General features: G+C 39.8%; 19 protein-coding genes and 1 riboswitch. Of the genes, 4 read left to right on the top strand and 15 right to left on the bottom strand.

Annotated elements, in window-relative coordinates; translation table 11 throughout:
• Nucleotides 1-176: 176 nt before the first annotated feature.
• From helD to QYG89_RS15390, 4 genes are all read right to left on the bottom strand, one after another.
• Nucleotides 177-2,513: an RNA polymerase recycling motor HelD gene (gene helD / locus QYG89_RS15405; protein WP_404318916.1), complete on the bottom strand. Its 2,337-nt coding sequence runs from the start codon at nt 2,511-2,513 to the stop codon at nt 177-179.
• 449 nt (nt 2,514-2,962) lie between these two features.
• Complete coding sequence (gene rsgA, locus QYG89_RS15400) at nt 2,963-4,054, bottom strand: ribosome small subunit-dependent GTPase A (protein WP_404318914.1); 1,092 nt, start codon at nt 4,052-4,054, stop codon at nt 2,963-2,965.
• Between the two features lie 307 nt (nt 4,055-4,361).
• Nucleotides 4,362-4,619 (bottom strand): DUF2533 family protein, encoded by a 258-nt coding sequence (locus QYG89_RS15395; protein ID WP_404318912.1) that lies wholly within the window; start codon nt 4,617-4,619, stop codon nt 4,362-4,364.
• Nucleotides 4,620-4,878: 259 nt separating this feature from the next.
• Nucleotides 4,879-6,081 (bottom strand): MFS transporter, encoded by a 1,203-nt coding sequence (locus tag QYG89_RS15390; protein WP_404318910.1) that lies wholly within the window; start codon nt 6,079-6,081, stop codon nt 4,879-4,881.
• Between the two features lie 125 nt (nt 6,082-6,206).
• Between QYG89_RS15390 and QYG89_RS15385 the strand changes: the two genes are divergently transcribed.
• The gene (locus QYG89_RS15385; RefSeq protein ID WP_404318908.1) at nt 6,207-7,094 is read left to right on the top strand and encodes a LysR family transcriptional regulator; all 888 of its coding nucleotides are present in this window, start codon (nt 6,207-6,209) and stop codon (nt 7,092-7,094) included.
• 39 nt (nt 7,095-7,133) lie between these two features.
• Here QYG89_RS15385 and QYG89_RS15380 read toward each other — a convergent pair whose 3' ends face one another.
• The 3 genes from QYG89_RS15380 to QYG89_RS15370 all read right to left on the bottom strand — a co-directional run bounded on the left by QYG89_RS15380 (nt 7,134) and on the right by QYG89_RS15370 (nt 9,486).
• A complete protein-coding gene (locus tag QYG89_RS15380; protein WP_404318906.1) occupies nt 7,134-7,544 on the bottom strand; it encodes a hypothetical protein in 411 nt (136 codons plus the stop codon).
• A 283-nt stretch (nt 7,545-7,827) separates the two neighbouring features.
• The gene (locus QYG89_RS15375; RefSeq protein WP_404318904.1) at nt 7,828-8,817 is read right to left on the bottom strand and encodes a C-terminal binding protein; all 990 of its coding nucleotides are present in this window, start codon (nt 8,815-8,817) and stop codon (nt 7,828-7,830) included.
• 246 nt (nt 8,818-9,063) lie between these two features.
• Entirely contained in the window at nt 9,064-9,486 is a 423-nt protein-coding gene (locus QYG89_RS15370) for a hypothetical protein (RefSeq protein ID WP_404318902.1), read from the bottom strand.
• Nucleotides 9,487-9,671: 185 nt separating this feature from the next.
• Between QYG89_RS15370 and QYG89_RS15365 the strand changes: the two genes are divergently transcribed.
• Nucleotides 9,672-10,025, top strand: a complete 354-nt coding sequence (locus QYG89_RS15365) for a hypothetical protein (RefSeq protein WP_404318901.1) — start codon at nt 9,672-9,674, stop codon at nt 10,023-10,025.
• A 68-nt stretch (nt 10,026-10,093) separates the two neighbouring features.
• On the opposite strand, the gene QYG89_RS15360 is transcribed toward QYG89_RS15365, so the two are convergent.
• Entirely contained in the window at nt 10,094-10,576 is a 483-nt protein-coding gene (locus tag QYG89_RS15360; protein ID WP_404318899.1) for a C40 family peptidase, read from the bottom strand.
• A gap of 115 nt (nt 10,577-10,691) precedes the next feature.
• Nucleotides 10,692-11,513, bottom strand: a complete 822-nt coding sequence (locus tag QYG89_RS15355; RefSeq protein ID WP_404318896.1) for a GDSL-type esterase/lipase family protein — start codon at nt 11,511-11,513, stop codon at nt 10,692-10,694.
• Between the two features lie 227 nt (nt 11,514-11,740).
• On the opposite strand from QYG89_RS15355, the gene QYG89_RS15350 reads away from it, so the two are divergent.
• Entirely contained in the window at nt 11,741-12,046 is a 306-nt protein-coding gene (locus tag QYG89_RS15350; RefSeq protein WP_404318895.1) for a DUF6509 family protein, read from the top strand.
• 95 nt (nt 12,047-12,141) lie between these two features.
• Here the strand turns inward: QYG89_RS15350 and QYG89_RS15345 are convergent, their stop codons facing one another.
• The 3 genes from QYG89_RS15345 to QYG89_RS15335 form a co-directional block, all read right to left on the bottom strand.
• On the bottom strand, nt 12,142-12,279 hold the full coding sequence (locus QYG89_RS15345; RefSeq protein WP_404318893.1) for a hypothetical protein: 138 nt from the start codon (nt 12,277-12,279) through the stop codon (nt 12,142-12,144).
• A gap of 238 nt (nt 12,280-12,517) precedes the next feature.
• A complete protein-coding gene (locus QYG89_RS15340; protein WP_404318892.1) occupies nt 12,518-13,552 on the bottom strand; it encodes a ribonucleotide-diphosphate reductase subunit beta in 1,035 nt (344 codons plus the stop codon).
• Nucleotides 13,553-13,565: 13 nt separating this feature from the next.
• Complete coding sequence (locus QYG89_RS15335) at nt 13,566-15,791, bottom strand: ribonucleoside-diphosphate reductase subunit alpha (protein WP_404318890.1); 2,226 nt, start codon at nt 15,789-15,791, stop codon at nt 13,566-13,568.
• A 206-nt stretch (nt 15,792-15,997) separates the two neighbouring features.
• Nucleotides 15,998-16,174: riboswitch (cobalamin riboswitch) on the bottom strand.
• Between the two features lie 259 nt (nt 16,175-16,433).
• On the opposite strand from QYG89_RS15335, the gene QYG89_RS15330 reads away from it, so the two are divergent.
• Nucleotides 16,434-17,198, top strand: coding sequence for a polysaccharide deacetylase family protein (locus QYG89_RS15330; RefSeq protein ID WP_404318888.1), 765 nt, complete (start codon nt 16,434-16,436; stop codon nt 17,196-17,198).
• 2 nt (nt 17,199-17,200) lie between these two features.
• Here QYG89_RS15330 and QYG89_RS15325 read toward each other — a convergent pair whose 3' ends face one another.
• From QYG89_RS15325 to QYG89_RS15315, 3 genes are all read right to left on the bottom strand, one after another.
• Complete coding sequence (locus tag QYG89_RS15325; RefSeq protein WP_404318886.1) at nt 17,201-17,830, bottom strand: metal-dependent hydrolase; 630 nt, start codon at nt 17,828-17,830, stop codon at nt 17,201-17,203.
• Between the two features lie 189 nt (nt 17,831-18,019).
• Nucleotides 18,020-18,334: a hypothetical protein gene (locus QYG89_RS15320; protein ID WP_404318885.1), complete on the bottom strand. Its 315-nt coding sequence runs from the start codon at nt 18,332-18,334 to the stop codon at nt 18,020-18,022.
• Nucleotides 18,335-18,713: 379 nt separating this feature from the next.
• Nucleotides 18,714-19,061: a hypothetical protein gene (locus tag QYG89_RS15315; RefSeq protein WP_404318883.1), complete on the bottom strand. Its 348-nt coding sequence runs from the start codon at nt 19,059-19,061 to the stop codon at nt 18,714-18,716.
• Nucleotides 19,062-19,390: the final 329 nt, after the last annotated feature.

Genomic DNA, 19,390 nt, shown 5'->3' with positions numbered 1-19,390 from the left:
TTAAATAGCGTGTGAAAAAGAATATAGAGAAGATCATCCGTTTTCTTTTTAATGTCCTGCCACCATTGCAGCATTCATGTCTTTTGCTTCTCTCATCACTAAACATAAATGATCATTAAAATTTGGATTTCTCCATTTAATAACGCGAAAACAGCACACAGCCATCCCTTGTTACGTCATCTCAGAATGAAACTCTCTGGCGCAGCGTCGCGCAAAAAGGGGCTCGGTTCCCCTACGCTGTATAGCTGCAAGTGATGCATAGCCCGGGTACAGGCAGTGTAAAATAATCTGCGCAGGCTCTCATCTCCGTATACTTCCGCTGATGCGTCATAAATAATCACTGCGTCGAATTCGATACCTTTGGCCAAATACGCCGGTATGACGACAACACCTTGCTCGTATTCAATTGATCCGCTCTTCACAAGCTTCATGTCTTCAATGCCGCTCAAGGAATCGTATGCAGCAGCGCTTTCCGCTGCAGATTTGCATATAATCGCTATTGTGCTATACTGCCGTTTCCGTAAGTCTGCAACTTTGGAGGCTATAGAACGATGCAATTCAGCTCGATCCGAAAATTGCGTCAATATAGGTCTCTCGCCATCGCGTTCAAAAGCTGCGATCCGTTCACCATTAGGTACAAGTCCGCGTGTAAACTCGACGATCGGTCTGGTGGATCTGTAACTGCGGGTCAAGTTGATCGCGGCTGTTTCATCCGGACCGTATAATCCAGTAAGCATGTCGAAATCGACTATGTCGCTGGCATGGGCGAATATAGCTTGGTTAAAGTCACCAAGTACAGTCATTCTTGCCGCAGGAAACAAACGTTTCAAAAACTCGAATTGAAACGGAGAATAATCTTGTGCCTCGTCTACAAGTACATGTTTGATCGAGCTATTCGTCTGAAAGCCTTGAATCAGCTCTTTCATTAATAAAAACGGAGTAGCATCTTCGTAAAATAGTTTACCTTCGTTCAACATTTTCACAGTCGATCTGCAAATATTCGGCCACTCCTCGGGGACTTCTCCGTCGATCCACTGTTTGATCCGGATAGGATCAGTAAAAAACTGCTTGTATATTCCCTTAATGTTGATGAAACGAAATGCCTTGATGCGCTTTCGCAACGGCTTTAACTTCTGGCGAACAATCAAACGGGCTAACGCTTCAGGCTCGATTTCATAATCATGAATCGACTCTCCTTTAAAACCCCGTTTTTCCGCTAAGTAGGTATATGCTTTATGGTAATCCTCATTGCTAAGCAGTTCGATTTCCTCCTGTACCCAAGGCCTAGTCCATTCGCGCTTCGCGGCTTCATCTACTTGTTTAATCAGCCAATCCTTTAATTTTTCAAGTCGGTTATGAAAGCGAAGCGAGGTGTCGCTGCTATAAAACTTTTTCGCAATTTGTTTAGCAGTAACTATTGTCTTGCCTCTAAAGTTAATCCCTTTGAATACCATTCCGGATAATTCCAGTGACTCTCTATATGATTTGATCGCCTCAAAAAAACAGATCTCAGCCTTAAATCGGATGCTCGCAATTCTTGTTCTATATAATGGGGTATCCACCGCAGTCAAAACATATTCTAATTGATCATAAGGATTCTCAACTTGAAGCTCACTTTTTAGCCGATGATCCAAGTATTCCTGGAATGTGACCTGCTGCATATTCTCTTCGCCGAGTTCTGGCAGCACATTGGAAACGTAACTATTAAACATCGAATTAGGCGAAAAAAGAATGATTTGATCGGCATTCAATCTATCCCGGTATTTATAGAGTAAATAAGCAATCCGCTGCAAAGCCGCCGATGTCTTACCGCTGCCAGCAGCGCCGTGCACAATAAGCATCCGCCCGCGATCGTGCCGGATGATCCGGTTTTGCTCCTGTTGAATGGTGGCTACGATACTATGCATATGTTTGTCTGTTCCTTTACCAAGCACCTGCTGTAAAATCTCATCACCAATAGTGAGACTCGTGTCGAACATAGATTGGATAACGCCGCCGCGGATAAGGTATTGCCACTTTTTCTCCAGTATGCCATGGATAATCCCCCCAGGTGTAGCATACTTAGCGGGACCAGGCTGATAGTCGTAGTAAACACTGGAAATCGGAGCTCTCCAATCATAAATAAGGAAATTTTCTCCGCTTGTATCTGTGAGCGTCGAGATGCCGATATAAATTCGTTCCGCCGTTGAAGTTTCTTCTTCAATGAAATCGATTCGACCGAAATAGGGCATCCCTTGCATACGCCGGAGCGCGGATAATTTCTTCGATGCTTGTCTGTGGGTGCTTTGACTCACAGACAGAGCTTGAGCTTCTTGTCTCAAGCCGATAATCGTTTCAAGATAATCGTCAAAGGTATCAGTGTTAACCTTTACTTCATCCCAAAAGTGTTTGCGGATATTTACAACTTCCATCCGGCGTCTGGAAGTTTCGCCCTCCAATCTATTGATTTGCTCTGTAATTGTCTTCATTACACTGTTCACTCGTTCTTGCTCCTGGCGAATTTCCATGTCCATATCAAACACTCCTTTAAAAAAATAAAAATAGGGGTTGACTGAAAAGGATTTTATGATGTATAATTAAAATAGGGATAATAAATACAAAAATCCATTAGTGGTGCATCTATATAAATTTACCACAGTTTCTCATTTTTATCAATGTGTTTACCGCTATGATGCTTCATAATTGTTGCACATCTATCTAAAGGAAGAAAAACCCCATTTTACAAAAAACTCTATCTAAATATACGATCATTTAGTGGCAGCATCAGGAGCCGCATACTTATAACATTAAGGAAATTCCAATATTAAAAGCCCAATTTCTTAGTATTAATCTTAAGAAATTGGGCTTTTTTCGTTATTTCATTAAAGCGCTCCGATTGCGGAAATATAATAAGAAAGCTTATCATAGCTCAACATTGAGCCGTTACCCCAAGTCGTCATTACAACCATTTCTAGACTTCATCTCATCTTCTTTTTTTGTTGTTTTGTTCTCTAATGAACTTCCTAGCGTTTTTTATTCCACCCATACCGCTAAACATTTCAGTTATCTTTTCTTTTTCAATCATTTTGGAATTCAAGCTATCATACTTAGCTTCTCTTTTAAGTTTCCAATAGCTTTCTAGCCTTTCAACTAATAAACTTCCATCTTTAATTGCTTTTTGTACTGCGCAGTTTGGCTCATTTTTATGAGTACAGTCGTTAAATCTACAATTAGAAGCAAGTTCATCAATGTCAGTGAAGGATTTCGTTAAATCCGCACTAATAATCCCAAGCTCCCTCATACCCGGAGTGTCTATAACAACACCTGCATTCGGCAACATAATCAACTCACGCGTTGTAGTAGTATGCCTGCCCTTATCATCACTTCTTATCCCATTTGTATCTAATCTATTTTGACCAAGAAGACAATTTATTAAAGTAGATTTTCCAACTCCAGATGATCCTATAAACGCTATTGTATTCCCACTAGAAAGATATCTTTTTAATGATTGATACCCTTCATCAGAAGTACTTGTTGTAACAAGCACCTCTACACCTATTGCAATAGAAGATATTTCATTAAGCCTTACCCCTATTTCCTTACACAAATCTGATTTTGTAAGTACAATAACCGGTATTGCACCACTGTCCCAAGCGATAGAAATGTAACGCTCTAGTCGACGAAGATTAAAATCATTATTCAGTGACATACAAACAAAAACCGTATCAATATTTGTAGCGACAATCTGAATATCCTCCTTAGAACCTGCCGCTTTACGCGCAAAAACACTTTTCCGTGTAAGGATATGGTGAATAATTCCGTTTCCCTGTGAATTATCTGTTCTATCGACCATAACAAAATCTCCAACAGCAGGATATTCAGACATTTCTATTACACTATGGCGAAATTTCCCTGATATCTCAGCTGTAATCTCACCTTTTTCCGTAATCACCTTATATAAATTTTTATATTGCGATGAAACTCGACCAATAAAAAGATCTTTATATATTTTAGACTCCTGTATAAATTTTTCAGTAAGTCCTAGATTTTTCATATGAATATTATTCAACTTCATTTCCTCCTAAAGTTAGATAGTAACCTTTGGGAGGTTTTATGCATAAATTTATTTTGCACATACCTCCCCGTTTGTTACAATCTCGACGTTTTGATTGATATACATAAAACTAACATCTCCTTTACACTGCTTATAAGTCTCACTATATCACAATGTTTAACCATTATTAATTAAAATTCTAGGTAATAGATGCCGCTCTTTTCCGTGCAGCAAGATTTATTTCTACTGCGCCGGAAAACACTTCCTAAGATTAAAAACACCCCCTGTCTACATTCACCATAGGGGGCATAAATTGAATCATCCTATATTATTTCGATGAATCCACATAAGAACGAACCATTTCTGGTGTAACACGTTTACGAGTAGGAATCAGTCTTTGATTAGCAAGAATGTTGATTCGTTCAGTAACTTCGTTAATTTGGTCTGTCGTAAACTCTTTTCCTGCCTTACATAGCTCGATCGCCTGTTGAATATACTCTTCCCGGCGTTGATCCAAAACGGCAAATTTATTATAAAGTTCGTTCTGTTTTTCCGCATGACGCGAGATGGCTTTATGTACACTCATGATTTTTTCACTCCTATTATTTATATGACAATTCCCTTCTATCTTAACAAGTTCATGCAGAAAACTAAAGAAGCAAAATTTCTAATTTTTCGGCTTTGTAAACTCACCTGTTGATTTCCCCTCTAGTCAACAAGGCGGCAACATCAACTATAGTGATAAACATGGCCATGTTTGTAAATAGATACTCAATAGCAAAACAAAAATATCAGGCCTCGCCTTGTATATTCTTCCTTTGAATATACAAGGCGAGGCCTGAGTATTATAAGGCATCTCTTGATTGCAGGTCGATCTGTATTTTCTCCTGCGTATTTCCAGATGCAGCGAAAAATTGAACGATCATACATGCTAATGTAATAATGATGAGACCGATAACAGCAAATGAAAAGCTGCCTGTTACATCATAAAGCCAGCCAAGGATGAGCGGTCCTGCTGCGCTGATGATGTAACCAACTGCTTGAATCATTGCTGACCAGGAAGCGGCTTCTTGTGCGTTCGCTGTTGCATCAATAGGAAGCATCAAGTTAAGTGAAAATAAAGCAGCGGCACCGACTCCAAGGAAAATAGCTGCTGCTTCAGGCTGTGCGGAAAAGTAAATCATTAAGAAGCCTACTAATTCTAAGCAAGAAAAAAACAGCAGCATCAATAGACGTGATGGGTACTTTTTAATGAGCATAGGCAGCAATAGATTGGCTGGAATTTGCACGGCAGCAAAGATGGTCAGTATGCTGCCGGCGTAGGCTTTATTATATCCCATGTCTTGTATAATTGGTGGAAGCCACGCGGTGATCGAAAAAAAGATCATTCCTGAAAATCCGAACGAGAACGTTAATAGCCAAGCTTTTGGGTGGTTCCACGGCAGGGTCGATGATAGCTGTGAAGCAGATTCGTTCTTTGTTCGCTCCACACGCCGCAGCACGAAAAGCCACCAGAGTGGTATCGCCGCTAAAGCTAACACCCCCCAAATAGCAAGCGCTGCCCGCCAAGAGTGCGTACTGCCTTGAATCGGCGCAGCTAAACCAGATGCAAGCGCTGCACCGAGTGTCATCGCAGTTGAATACACACTAATCATCTTTGGCACTTGGCTAGAAAAGTGCTGTTTAATGAAACCAGAAATTAACGGTCCCATCACAGCAATACCAACCCCTGCTACAAAGGCAGTACTAAGCAAAAAGAAAGCAGAATTTGTAAAAAAACGTAAAAATGTCCCTAATCCAATGAGAATCAAGGCTCCAAATAACGTCCGTTCAATACCGAAACGCCCGCCTAATTTGGCGGCCACTGGAGAAAAAATCCCCATACATAGTACAGGAATAACAGTAAGCAGACTGACTGCTGATGCACTGATCCCTAACTGGCTTCGTAATGTTTCTAGTAAGGGAGAAATCGAATTAATTGCCGGACGAATGTTTAAAGACATCATAAATAGAGCGATCACGATCAGGCCTGTCCCAGTTTTTTTCATCTTCTTCACACCTTTTTCTGACGGATTATACATGAAATCTTACATGAAGATGTTTGATTGAACAATTCAATAAAAACAATTATAATCATTGGTAAATCAAATGATTACAGGAGAAAAACATTCATATGGAACTGAGACAATTAGAATATTTCATGACTCTTTGTGAAGAACTGCATTTTACAAAAGCAGCAGAAAAGCTAGGGATTTCCCAGCCTACGCTTAGTTTACAGATTAAAGCCGTCGAACAAGAAATAGGAACTCCTTTGTTTGACCGGATCGGAAAACGAATTGCATTAACAGAGGCGGGTGCGGTTCTTCTCAAGCACTGCAGAGGAATGTTTCAAAATCTCGACAATGCCTTTCAGGAAATTGAGGAGCTTCGTCAGTATCAAGGAGGAAATGTATCAGTCGGTGTACTGCCGGCAGAGTTGGATTACCGCTTAACCCCATTGTTGATTGATTTTTATAAAAAGTTTCCAAAAATCCGATTGAACATCTTCGCTTCTACTGTAGAAATTACGAAACAAGTCCTTGATAATGAAGTAGATCTCGGCATTACTCTTCTCTTTATGCCGGACAGCCGATTAGTCACGCTCCCTCTTTATCGTGAAGAATATGTATTAGTTGTTTCAGAAAATCATGAATTCGCTCATTATGATTCCATCAGCGTGACACAATTAAAAAACATACCCATGGTGATGTATCCAAAACAATTTTTAGGGAGGCGGCTGTTAGAGGATCACTGCCAGAAATACGACTTTCACTTAAATGTCGTCGTCGAAACAACAACGGGTCCTTCCCTATTCCGCTTCGTGAAAGAAAATATCGGGGCCACTCTCCAGCCGCTTCCCTTATCAAAGTCGCTCAATGATCCCGCTTTACGTTTAATTAAAATCACGGATGACCCGCCTTCCCGGGAAATCGGCATTATTTACAGAGCTGATAAGTATCTCGGGTTTGCCGTACAGAAATTTATCGAGGCCATCGAAGAAAATCTAAAAACTTCATCATAAATACATACAAAAAGCGAGCTTGCAAAATAAGCTCGCTTTTTAAATAACTCCATTAAAAATTTGCCCGCCTCCGTTCATTTTAACAATTTTAAGGCGGCTGTCATTTTTAATAAATATGGTTTTATATTGTATTTCATTGTTCTCATCAATCAGAAGCAGAATGCGTTTCCCTTCGTCATCTGTCACCGTTTGAAAAGTATAATTTTGGTGATCGACATGCCCCATAATCTCATCATATTCAGGCAATGACGCCCACTCTCCTTGACGTTCGCTTTCTTTAGGTTGATTTTGTCCCTCTTCTTGCGGTTCATTTTCTTTTTCTTTATCCGTTGTTAACATAGACTGTCCGCTTTTTCCTATCACCTCGTTACTTTTTTCATCTGCTCCATTACTATTACAAGCTGTCAGCATGATCGCCGCTGCAGCTAATGCAACCATCGGTTTATTCATCTTTCTTTTTGTCCCCCTTTTTTACTCAAACTTTTCCTATTGATACTAACAATTCATGTGTTTAAAAAACAAGGGTTAACTACTTTAAACATGTTAGACGGCAGCTAACAAATGGAGAAACTCAAGAAATCGATCAGAGTTAAGAGGGAGAATTTATTAATTCTTCGTTCTTTGTCTCCTTTAATTTGATGGACATATGCCGGGATTTCCAAACACAACAAAAAGAGGTCACACCACTACAAATAGCTGTGACCTCTATCTATTAAAATACTCTAGTCCATATTTATTCTACTTTTACTTTCGGCTGATTCACTGCATAAGGAAGAGGATTTCCTTGGACCCCATCTATAATAGCCTGGCATGCTCTTTCTCTTAGCTGAGTGAGGGATTCTTCTGACATATAAGAAGCGTGTGGAGTAATAAATACTTCCTCCATCATTAGCAGCGGATAATCTGGTGACGGTGGTTCTTCTTCCAGCACATCCAGTCCCGCTCCCGCTATATGCCCTTCTTCAATTAATGTTTTTAAGTCATTCTCATTGATCACACCGCCACGGCACGTGTTAATGACAAATGCCCCTTTAGGCAGCATTTTAAGACGCTCATAATGAAGCAAATGTTTCGTTTCTGGTGTGAGCGGCACGTGCAGACTTAAAATATCAGATTGCTGCAGCAATTCGTCCAACGATACAGGAATAACTCCATATGTATCAAAAACTTCCGCCGGAACGTATTGATCGTGGGCTACGACCCGAACACCGAAAGGCTTTAGCTTTTCAGTAACCATTCGAGCAATGCGCCCGAAGCCAAGCAAGCCTATCGTGTTTTCACTCAAACGACGAATCGGCAATGTATCCATTGGATCCCATTTTCCAGCTCTTACTTTTTGATTATACGAGGATAATCGGCGTGTGACTCCTAATATAAGGGCAATTGTATGATTAGACACTTCCTCTAAGCAATAATCTGGGACATTAGAAACGACAATCCCTCTTTGGGCAGCGGCCTCTAGATCAACGTGATTGTATCCAATCCCTGTCACAGAGATCACTTTGCATGATTGCAGCTGATTGATGATCTCAGCTCCACATGAAAACCCAACTTGCGCCACTACTCCATCCGCATATGGAGCATAGAGCGGAAGATCCCGTTCTAAATTCTCTGATCGCGTAATTTGGACATCAAATCCATGCTGCTTATAAATATTTTTTTCTAATTCATGGTTATTCCATTCATCATCCAAAATCCAAACGAAATGTCTTCCCTCTTTCACTCTTTTTCCCCCAATTTCTCATATATTGAGATCCAAAATTTGATAAATATCTAACATCAAGAATACACTAAATTTTCAGATAAATAAAGAGGGGATTTTATTAACATTTCACTTATCCTCTCTTTTTCTTTTCATATTTTATACAAGTTTATAAAAAAGTGAACAAAAAGGAGACTCCTCATTCGGAAATCCCCCTTTTTCATTCCGCTTGGTTTGTTCTTACCATTAAAATTTAACTAAAATACATTATTGATAACCGACAATCTTTGCAATCTCATGAATCGCTTGTTCACTCGTGCACTCCTTATTTTTATAAAAGGCGATAAGTGATTGGATGGTGACAATCGCTTTTTCAGCTTCGGTTGAAAAGATTTCTGTGGAAAAGAATGTATCATTTATTTGAAATTGACCATCTTCATCAATATAAAAAGCTCGGTTTTCTTCTGCTTTTTTCTGTTTTCTCTTTATGATTAATTCCTGTATAAAAACATTAATTGCCTGTTCATCTACCCAGTCTCTTCCCTCGTTTTTCATAACAGATATTCTTCCTCGCTTGATTTCCTCTAACAAAGCTTGATAATACTTATGATAATGATTTCCAGAATCAGGGAGTTCCAATCCCCTCATAATCATAAAAACAGCTTGTATAATAGTTATTTTGTTTTTCATGAAAGTCCCTCACTTCTTTTTTATTTCATCTTACGCTTCCCTCCTGTAAATGTGCTTTTCACCCGTATTTTTCCAGCTTCGTATAAAGGAACTCTATTAGGCTTTAGCCCTGCCATATTGCGGCTTTTCGCGTATGGTATAAGGAAGATGGACCTTGTTAATGAAAATAAAGGAGATCGAACGAGATGAATCCATATTATTTTTATCCTAATTTTGTTCCGCAGCCAACTAGTCAGTATACAGGCTACTCTTATATCCAGCCGCAAGATGAACTTGATGCTGACAGACAGCCCCCTGCACTAGAAAGAAGGGTCACTGCACTTGAACAAGAAAATAGACAGCAAATGAGAGAATTAAACCGGCTTAATCAGGAAATTCAGCGGATCAACAATGAAATCAACCGAATGAATAGAGAGATTAATCGACTCAATCAAAATGACGAACGCCATACTCGACGCTTGAACAGATTAAATCAGAGGCTGCGTAACATAGAGAATCAACTGCATATCCCGTTTTCACCATTAGAAGATGGCTTTTAGTAACTGACTTATTGATAATACAAAAAAGCAAGATGAGGGCAGGTGACAGGCCCTCATCTTGCTTTTTCTTACTTGATTATGCGCTTCGCTCCAATGTAGCGGTCTTTCCAATATTTATCGCTCATTTTTATCTTTTTGACCCCTTTGGATGTTGCTCCGATCAATGTACCATTGCCATTATAAACAGCAACAAAAGAAACTTTTCCCTTTGCACCTGTGGCATAAAATACAAGATCTCCAAATTGCAGATCTGTTTGTTTTACTGCCTTTCCTATTTTATATTGGGCAACGCTTGTTCTCGGGATGTTCATATTTGTGGCCGCTTCTTTGTAGACATACTGAGTGAAACCACTCGCATCAAACCCTTCAGGTGATATCCCTCCGTACTTGTACGGGCTCCCAATGAGAATTTCTGCCATTGCAGCAGCTTCTTCCCCGTAATTAATAGTAGCTGATGCTTGTGAAACCGGCCAAAGTGTCAGAAAGAAAGGAAAAGATAAGAGAGTGAATACAGTTACCGCCCGTTTCCAAATAGATAAGCCCCTTTTCAACTTGTCCCCTCCCGAAATGAAAAAATCTATCTGTCGCCTGATACAATGAACTATACGCTTCCTTTATAGTTAATATGTCTAACAGCAGAAAAAAAGCAGATGCCCCGATCTGCTTTTAGATTGTTGATTTGGCAAAGGGTTTCTTTTGTAATTGTTCCATCATTTGATCGGAGAGCGCTTCATAACCGAGGGCGTTTGGATGCACTCCATCATCGGAAAGGTATTGCAAATGATGGGCATTGATGACTTTTGTCGTTTCGAGTACGATCGCATGGTTGAATTGATGCGCAATTTCATATATCTTTACGTTCCATTTCGGAAGCAATTGATCAGCTACAGAATATAATTCATGATCTTGCTTTAACGGATTATACATTTCTAAAAATACGATAGTCGCATCTGGATTCATTGTGTTTATTTTATTGGATATGTCTGTTAAATTCTTTGTAAATGTTGCTTGCATCGACTGAAAGTTGCGGACTACATTTTGATAGTCTCCGTCATCCAGAGTTTGCAAAATATCATTGCCGCCGACATTAATTGTAATTAAATCCGCGTTTTTTATTTGTTCATCAAATTCTCCTGTTTGTACACGCGCATTTAAGTCAGAGCTATTAATCCCTAGTATCCCTTTGTTTTCTAAAATGACCGTTTTATCTGTTTGTTCCCCTAACAGATAGGAAAAATAACTAACGAAGCTTACATTATTTTCTGAACCAAAACCAGCGATGATCGAATCACCAATTGCTAGATGAGTCAATGTATCTTTATCAAGTTTGCCGAAATAATCAACATAAGACAGCGCTGCCTGAGCAGACGCTGGGGCGGCTTCTTCTTTCATTTGCTGAATTTGATAAGTAGGATAATAAAGCCAAAGAGACACAGCAATCGCAGCTACAATGAGAATAGACATAAGATACTTGAACAACAGCTTCATTTTTCGCTCCTTCGCTTTCTTTCAATTTCTTTTGTGTGTACCCCTCATTTATTATAATAAACGATGATGGAATTCAAAGTACTTCCTGTAAATTCCATTACTAAGTGTAGACCAATTTTCCCGTAATCATACCTCCATTTTCAGGCGAAAGAATCCATGATGCCGCTGCAGGAAAGTTGTGTTAAAATAAATCAGACTTATACTACTTTCGAAGGACGGATAACGAAATGAATATTACACATCATACAGTGGAATGGCTGGAAGACCCATTCGGAATGCTCACTGGGGAAAGATTTGAATTTCAACTATACGCAAATGTGGATGAAGACGATGAACTGTATTCAGAGGCAGGATTTTATATCCGTGTTCTTTATTTAGTGGATGGAGACGAGGAAAAGGTCATTCATTACCACCTGCATGACCGGGCCACTGGCAATGTCCTCGATTTTGAATTGGAGGAAGAGGAAGAAAATCTTGTAGCGGTGTATTGCGGGGAACATCTTCCTGCTGAAGAAACGGAAGAAGCAGAATAATATAAAAAGCCCCCGCCTGCAAATGAATATACTTTTGCCCGCGGGGGTTCATTTATTGCTTCCACTAAAGTATCCGTCATAACCACTTCCTTTATTTAAATGTCATTCTTACAATATTCCTGCAGCTGTTCTTCTGTTAAATGCTCAATAAATTGATAAAAGCTAATCGATTCCATTTCATAATTTTTACACGTTTCCATGTACTGTTCATAGGCTTCCCAGTGCATTTCCATCCTTTCTCCTCCTTCTGTTATATAACAATATATTTTTTGTTTTTATAATGTATAACAGATATAAAAATCTGTCAATGCTTTGTTTTTATTTTTACCCGAAACTTTTAAAATTAGAACCACTTATTTGTTTTTCCAACAACAAAAACAGAGGTTAACTCCAAAGTGTGTAAGTCCCTCCACTAGCCACACATGGCTAGTGGAGGGATGGACTTTTGAGTCAACCTCTCGCTTATCTTATTTACAATTCATCAAACCCGTTCGCTTCACTCGTCTTCGTATAGGCTCGGGACTTTTGTTCAAAGAAATCTGTTTTGCCGAGATCCACTTCTTGATAAGCAACGATCCAGCGCATAGGATTTGTCCGGTAACCTGCAAACGGAGCAGAAAAACCAAGCTGTTCCGCACGTTTATTTGCCATAAATTTAATATAGCTTTCCAATTCGTTCATTTGAATGCCGTCTATTTTATGACCAATAATTGATCGGCCCCATTCAATTTCTAATTGGGCTGCCTGGCGAAACGCTTCCTGTCCATACGCGTGCAGCTCTTCTGTATCGTACTCTGGATATTCGTTCAGCACTTCTTTAAAAATCTTTTCAAACAATCCGACATGAAGCTGTTCATCGCGATTAATGTAATTAATCATCGTGCTTGTCGCGATCATCTTTTGATTGCGGGCCAAATTATAGAAAAAGGCAAACCCTGAGTAAAAGAATAGGCCTTCTAGTATAACATCATAAATGATAGACTTCAGAAAATGTTCAACAGTCGGTTCATTCGCAAACGCTTCATACCCTTTTGTGACAAAAGCATTACGTTCCTGAAGAATTGGCTCTGTCCGCCAAAAGTCAAAGACTTCATCCTGTGTTTTCTTATCAGCCACACTTGATAATACATAGCTGTAGGAATGGTTGTGCACGACTTCCTGCTGGGCAAGGATAATCATTAAAGCATGTAAGCTTGAATCGGTTAAATAATCAGCCGCCCTGCCGGCATAGTCGGTTTGAATGCTGTCAAGCAAAGCTAACAGCCCGATGATTTTCAAAAAGGCATTCCTTTCATCAGGTGTCAGCTCACTGAATTGCTGACGGTCTTTTGTCATATTAATTTCAAACGGTGTCCAAAAGTTGGCCAGCATTCTTTTATATTTTGGGTATGCCCAGCTAAAGCGGACATCGTCCCAGTTTAAAATATTTGAGCTGCTTCCATTAATAATCGCCGTTGAACGGTTAGGCGCACTGTGATCAATGATCTTTCTTTTAGCAAGTTTCATCCTATTTTCCCCCTTACGAATGGCAACTTTCGCATTCCTCTATATCCGACGCGGTTGACCGCACGTAATACGTTGTCTTTAATCCTGACTGCCACGCATCGATGTGCAGCTCCAGCAATGCTTTTGCTTTAATATCATTGCGCACATATAAATTAAATGACACCGCTTGGTCAATGTGGCGCTGGCGCTTGGCATTCTGGCGAATGCTCCAATGCTGATCAATGAAATAAACAGACTTATAATACCAAGTCGTTTGAGCTGATAAATCAGGAGCAGTGACTGGTATTTTATAATTCTTCTTCTCTTCCATATACTCTTTACGAAAAATAGGATCAATTCCCGCTGTTGAACCGGCAATGAGTGCCGTAGATGAGTTTGGAGCGACCGCGAGCAAATAGCCGTTTCTCATACCAGACTGTTTTACTTTTTCTTTCAGCTGCTGCCATTTTGAACCTCCGTATCCTCTCTGTTCAAAATACACGCCGTTCTCCCAGTCCGAACCTCGAAAGACTGGATATTCTCCTTTTTCCTCCGCCAGCTCCGCGCTTGCCTGAATCGTTAAAAAGGCAATTTGTTCATATAATTCATCACAATACTGTACCGCTTCTTCCGACTCCCAGCTCAATCCTTTTAAAGCGAGCATATGATGCCATCCAAATGTTCCGAGCCCGATGCCCCGATATTTTTGATTCGTCAGCTGCGCCTGTAAAACAGGGATCGTATTAATATCAATGACGTTATCAAGCATTCTCACTTGAATCGGAATTAATCGCTCAAGTACACCATCCATCACTGTCCGGGCTAATGAAATGGACGATAAATTACACACCACATAATCGCCGGGATCTTTCGTAATGATGATTTTTCCATCTTCCGTTTTTTCTTCTACAACAACGGTTGGACTCATATTTTGGCAAATTTCTGTACATAAATTGCTTGCATAAATCATCCCTTCATGCTTATTCGGATTCGCCCGATTGACCGTATCCCGATAAAACATGTAAGGCGTACCAGTTTCCAGCTGAGAAATCATGATCGCTTTCATAATCTCGATGGCCGGCACGGTTTTTTTGCTAAGTTGCGGATGTGAGGCACATTCCATGTATCTCTTTCTAAACGTTCCTTCTCCTTGCTTTTCATCGAATGAATCTTCAAGAGAATAACCCATGACTTTTCTGACTTCATGCGGGTCGAACAAATGCCAGTCTCCTCGATTGTCTACTGCTTCCATAAATATGTCTGGTATCGATACACCGGTAAATAAATCATGTGTTCGACGGCGTTCATCTCCGTTATTCAATCGAGTTTCCAAGAACGAAAAGATATCCTTATGCCAAATATCCAGGTAGACAGCGATCGCCCCTTGCCGCTGACCGAGCTGGTCAACCGACACGGCTGTATTATTTAGCTGCTTCATCCAAGGAATCACACCCGAGCTTACATTTTTAAACCCTTTAATATCACTTCCCTGGCTGCGGATTTTCCCTAGATAAATGCCAAGGCCCCCACCGTTTTTGCTTAAGTTTGCCGCATCTGTATTCGCATCAAAAATGCCCTGCAGACTGTCGTCGACCGTATCAATGAAACAGCTGGACAGCTGACCGTATGACTTGCCCGCATTAGCAAGCGTTGGAGTAGCTGTTGTCATATATAAATTAGAAAGTGCCCAATACGCTTCTTTGACGTACTGTAAACGCTGATCCCTGCGTTCGTTCATCATTAAAGTCATCGCAATCATAAGCCATCTTTCCTGTGGGAGCTCTGCCGTTTGTTTGTTCAGCGTATGAGCTAAATACCGCTCACTTAACGTAACAATTCCGATGTATGTAAATAATTGATCTTTGTCCGGATCGATCACTTTCCCTAATTCATTGATCTCATCTTCCGTATAAGCAGCGATTAACTGCGAATCATATACTCCATCTTTGATTAACAAATGAATAAGCTCTAGAAAGTTTCCATACGCACTTCCTGCTTCTCCCCGCGTTTTGGCGGCTTGTTTGTAAAGCTGTTTTAAATACAGACGAGCCGCTATAAATGTCCAATTGGGCTCTTCGCTTGTGATCCGCTCGACCGCTGCATGGAGAAGCAGCTGTTGTGTTTGTTCTTCTGTCCACTCTTCTCTCGTATGCAACGTGTCTCTCACTTTTTTCTGATAGTCCGCTAGTCCAATAGTTGGAAATTCCGATTGAATTTCCTCAAGAACCTCTTCCGCAATGCTCTGTACTGTCTCAATCATGTTTATTCCTCCTAAACAAATAAATAGTTTAGAAAGTGATTTTTTCCATAAAAAAACCATCTTTCCAAATGAAAGATGGGATCAGGGCGAAGAAAGGCACTCTTAAATAAAAAATTGAACAGACTGATTCTGAATGTATAAAAAAGAATGTCTGTATGAAAGAGATTTTCGTTTTCCTCGCGCTGCCTTCCCAACTCCCGAAGAAGATCAAACGCTATAAAAAGGCAGGTCTCCTGGCTCGTGCTTCTTCCTTTCGCGTTCCTTCCCGTCGTAAGACAGTGGGTTCAGCCGCGATCGTCTACACTTACAGTTGCGGGGACAGCTTCGGTCTTTCACCGAATTCCCTATTAAGCTGCAACAGCACCTCTTTACTATTTAACACTAAATATTGATTTAAATGAAAAGCAAACACTAAATGTTGTGTCCGGATTAGTATAGCAGTGATTATCCTCTTGCGCAAGCAGAGTTTGGTTTCTTTTTTTGAACTTTCCACATAATGTAATCTACTTATGACTCCTTACAAAATCAGGATACTTCTCCCATTGAACAAATGTATTTTTTACCATAAGCAAAGGGGGTTGTTATTTTTTAAAATACATAAACTAACTCATATTATTTCTCATATCTAGGGGGGGATTATGTTTGATTAGATCTATTTTCTTTGTCTGTACTCTTTTGATTAGTTATTTTTCCACTTCTGTATGGACGCAAGCCCATACAAGCAGCCGTGATAAATTTGAAAAGTCCGGACATGTTGTATGGGAAGTGAATGCACAAACGAAACTTGTTGCAATCACTTTCGATGATGGGCCAGATCCCAGGTATACTCCACAAATCCTTGATATCTTAGCCAAGCATAATGCAAAAGCAACCTTTTTCGTCACTGGAAAAAATGCTGATAAGTTTCCCCATATTTTAAAAAGAACTGTAAAAGAGAATCATGCAGTTGGCAATCACACATATAATCATATTTACGATAAAAGTACTAATTCTAAAAAATTAAAAACTGAACTGGACTTAACCGCTCAAACTATAAAAAATATTACAGGAAAGGAGACGTCACTTTTTCGTCCAGTTGGTGATGTATATAATGACTCAGTTATTCGTAATGCCGTTCAAAAAAATTACTTAGTTGTCATGTGGTCTTGGCATCAAGACCCTAAAGATTGGCTGCGTCCATCTGCAAATAAAATTAGCAGCCATGTCACTAAAAATGTAAAATCCGGTGACATTATCCTCCTTCATGATGCTGGCGGTAATCGCACCCAAACGGTAGAAGCCTTGGATACAATATTAACTTACTTAGATAAAAATGGTTATAAGTGTGTAACAATTCCTGAATTGATTTATCATGCCCAGGTAATAGAAAAAGATAAACTACACATATTCCCTATACACTCAATGTAATGTTAGAATTCCTTATTAAACAACGGCTGAAACCACTTAATGCCCCTTTTATTTACCGGCCATATTTTCATATCCGCCACTAAATGACTTAGATAGGCAGCTGTAGCCGTTAGGAAACTTCCTTCGAGCCCGACGCTTTGTTGGAACTGCCAAGCAATTGCTGCAAAGCACGTGGCACCTATGAAAGAATGAGTTAACGAGCGATGAGATAAAAATGACGAAACAATGATAAATACACTTAGTAACAACAGCCAAAAAATATCCGCATACCAAGCAGCACTTCCTAAAACAGCACCTGTTATAAAAAGCATCGTCCGCTGTTTGATAAATAGCCGCGGCAAAACCATTAGACAGATTCCAACAATAAAACCTGCCGACTGGGTGAAGCCTGTTAATGTTAAATAGCTGTAACCGATTAAAAATATGCCGGTAATTGCAAAAAATAAAATAAGCCATTTCTTTGATACTGTAATCCGGTTAGATAGTTTTCCGTTCACATCTAAGTCCGGCGCAAGACCAGCGATTGCACCAATGCCAATTAATGAAGCAGTCGTAAGCGGATCCGTTTGTAAATAAAGCGCAGTGCCTAATCCTGCGGCTCCCCCAATCGCTAAATGAGATGAACCTTTCACTTGCAAACATCCTTTCTTCTGAACTGCTTCTATTATATCAAACAAATGTTCTCTATCATATAAAAATTGTCCAAAAGCAGGTGAAGCTACCTTTTCTTGGACAGTCTTTTATTTTTTATCGTTATATCATCCTTTAATCTTCGCGGAACTTTTAATAAAATAAAAAATCCCCGCGGGTATACCGCGGGATTAAGCGTCAGCCTGCCGGTCAATGACACGAAGCAGCCAATCTTGAACACTTTCAATGTATTCTCCAGGGATATCCATTTCTGCAAGCGTAGCTCCTCTGCCGATAATTCTCAATCCAGGCATAATTGTCGGCTTCATTGGATTCATTGAATAAACAACTGTATCAATGTGGTGAATAGGAATACGTACATTCGTAATAGGACCTTTACTGATTAAAAACCCGTTTTCAACTTTAATCATGTTCTTTTTCCAGCAATATTCCGTATCGGTAGCCGTACACTCAACAGCTGCGTCTTCATTCATAAAGAATGCCATATATACCCCTCTTTTTCGTTGTATATGATTTGTCATGTTTAACCTATCAGCTTTGCACGATTTTGTAAATAAAAACTTTTCCACATTTCCGCTCTTGTGCACATATTTTTTGAACTAAAATAGTATAAAATAACACAATTATGTGGACAAAAAAATAAAACGAGTCATCTCCCGCTCGTTTTACTAAACTGCTTAGCTGCTTTCCAATTTTCTATCGTTTATAATCCTACAAAAGTGACTCAAAAAAAGTCCGACCCTCACTCACAATCGAATGCGTGCAGCGAATGTTTCCTACTTACGTATATGATACGTGGCGGTGGCAGGGTCTAACAAGTTAATTTTGAATGGGCTGTTTTCTTCTCTATTATGCAGAAGCCGCTCATATAACCTTTGCTTTCTTGTGCATTTGTGGATTTTGTTCTTTCCATCCCCGGATCAGCGTTTTAGCATTTCGTACTTTTAAAAGATAAGAAACATTTGAACGAGTAAATACCGCAACATATTCGTGTCTGCCTAAAAGTATTTCCCTCTTTAATCCGGAAGAACGCTTCGTTGTTTTTCCGATTTTAGCTACTCCTACAATCTCTGTTAATGGAATGTTCACTTCATTGAACCTGTTATTTACAATCAGCATCCCACGATCTATTTTATAGTTTGATGACTGTCTTTTTTGCCGTACATACAGCCCCAAAAACAGTGTCCCTGCAAGAAGGAATAATAGTGCCATCTTTCTTTTTCCACCTCCTCTTTTCTATGTATGGCGCCGTTCAAACCTCACTTTTCCCATTTCTATATAATATATCCACTTCTCCGGCTTTTACCCCCGCAGTTTTATTCTTTTGTTAAAAGAAAAAATCGCATGTGAAAAAAGAAGGAACAGGAGAAAAAAGCCCGTACCATCCTGTCTTGAATAGGGTTTGAGTGATGGATACTTTTAGGAGTTGAGCTGCAGACTACATAGACAGGAGCGAATGAGGAATCATGATTACTCCACTAGACAGCGCGCATAAACTTGCAATACGTGCACATAAACTATTGCACACGCACACAAGCTGC

The organism is Bacillus lumedeiriae, from assembly GCF_044891285.1.
Lineage (GTDB): Bacteria > Bacillota > Bacilli > Bacillales > Domibacillaceae > Pseudobacillus > Pseudobacillus lumedeiriae.
This window is presented reverse-complemented; position numbering and strand designations above follow the sequence as displayed.

Bases quoted from the DNA above. Each gene is read 5' to 3' on its own strand.
- helD (WP_404318916.1), bottom strand. From the start codon at position 2,513: ATGGACATGGAAATTCGCCAGGAGCAAGAACGAGTGAACAGTGTAATG.
- rsgA (WP_404318914.1), bottom strand. From the start codon at position 4,054: ATGAAGTTGAATAATATTCATATGAAAAATCTAGGACTTACTGAAAAA.
- QYG89_RS15395 (WP_404318912.1), bottom strand. From the start codon at position 4,619: ATGAGTGTACATAAAGCCATCTCGCGTCATGCGGAAAAACAGAACGAA.
- QYG89_RS15390 (WP_404318910.1), bottom strand. From the start codon at position 6,081: ATGAAAAAAACTGGGACAGGCCTGATCGTGATCGCTCTATTTATGATG.
- QYG89_RS15385 (WP_404318908.1), top strand. From the start codon at position 6,207: ATGGAACTGAGACAATTAGAATATTTCATGACTCTTTGTGAAGAACTG.
- QYG89_RS15380 (WP_404318906.1), bottom strand. From the start codon at position 7,544: ATGAATAAACCGATGGTTGCATTAGCTGCAGCGGCGATCATGCTGACA.
- QYG89_RS15370 (WP_404318902.1), bottom strand. From the start codon at position 9,486: ATGAAAAACAAAATAACTATTATACAAGCTGTTTTTATGATTATGAGG.
- QYG89_RS15365 (WP_404318901.1), top strand. From the start codon at position 9,672: ATGAATCCATATTATTTTTATCCTAATTTTGTTCCGCAGCCAACTAGT.
- QYG89_RS15355 (WP_404318896.1), bottom strand. From the start codon at position 11,513: ATGAAGCTGTTGTTCAAGTATCTTATGTCTATTCTCATTGTAGCTGCG.
- QYG89_RS15350 (WP_404318895.1), top strand. From the start codon at position 11,741: ATGAATATTACACATCATACAGTGGAATGGCTGGAAGACCCATTCGGA.
- QYG89_RS15345 (WP_404318893.1), bottom strand. From the start codon at position 12,279: ATGGAAATGCACTGGGAAGCCTATGAACAGTACATGGAAACGTGTAAA.
- QYG89_RS15340 (WP_404318892.1), bottom strand. From the start codon at position 13,552: ATGAAACTTGCTAAAAGAAAGATCATTGATCACAGTGCGCCTAACCGT.
- QYG89_RS15335 (WP_404318890.1), bottom strand. From the start codon at position 15,791: ATGATTGAGACAGTACAGAGCATTGCGGAAGAGGTTCTTGAGGAAATT.
- QYG89_RS15320 (WP_404318885.1), bottom strand. From the start codon at position 18,334: ATGGCATTCTTTATGAATGAAGACGCAGCTGTTGAGTGTACGGCTACC.
- QYG89_RS15315 (WP_404318883.1), bottom strand. From the start codon at position 19,061: ATGGCACTATTATTCCTTCTTGCAGGGACACTGTTTTTGGGGCTGTAT.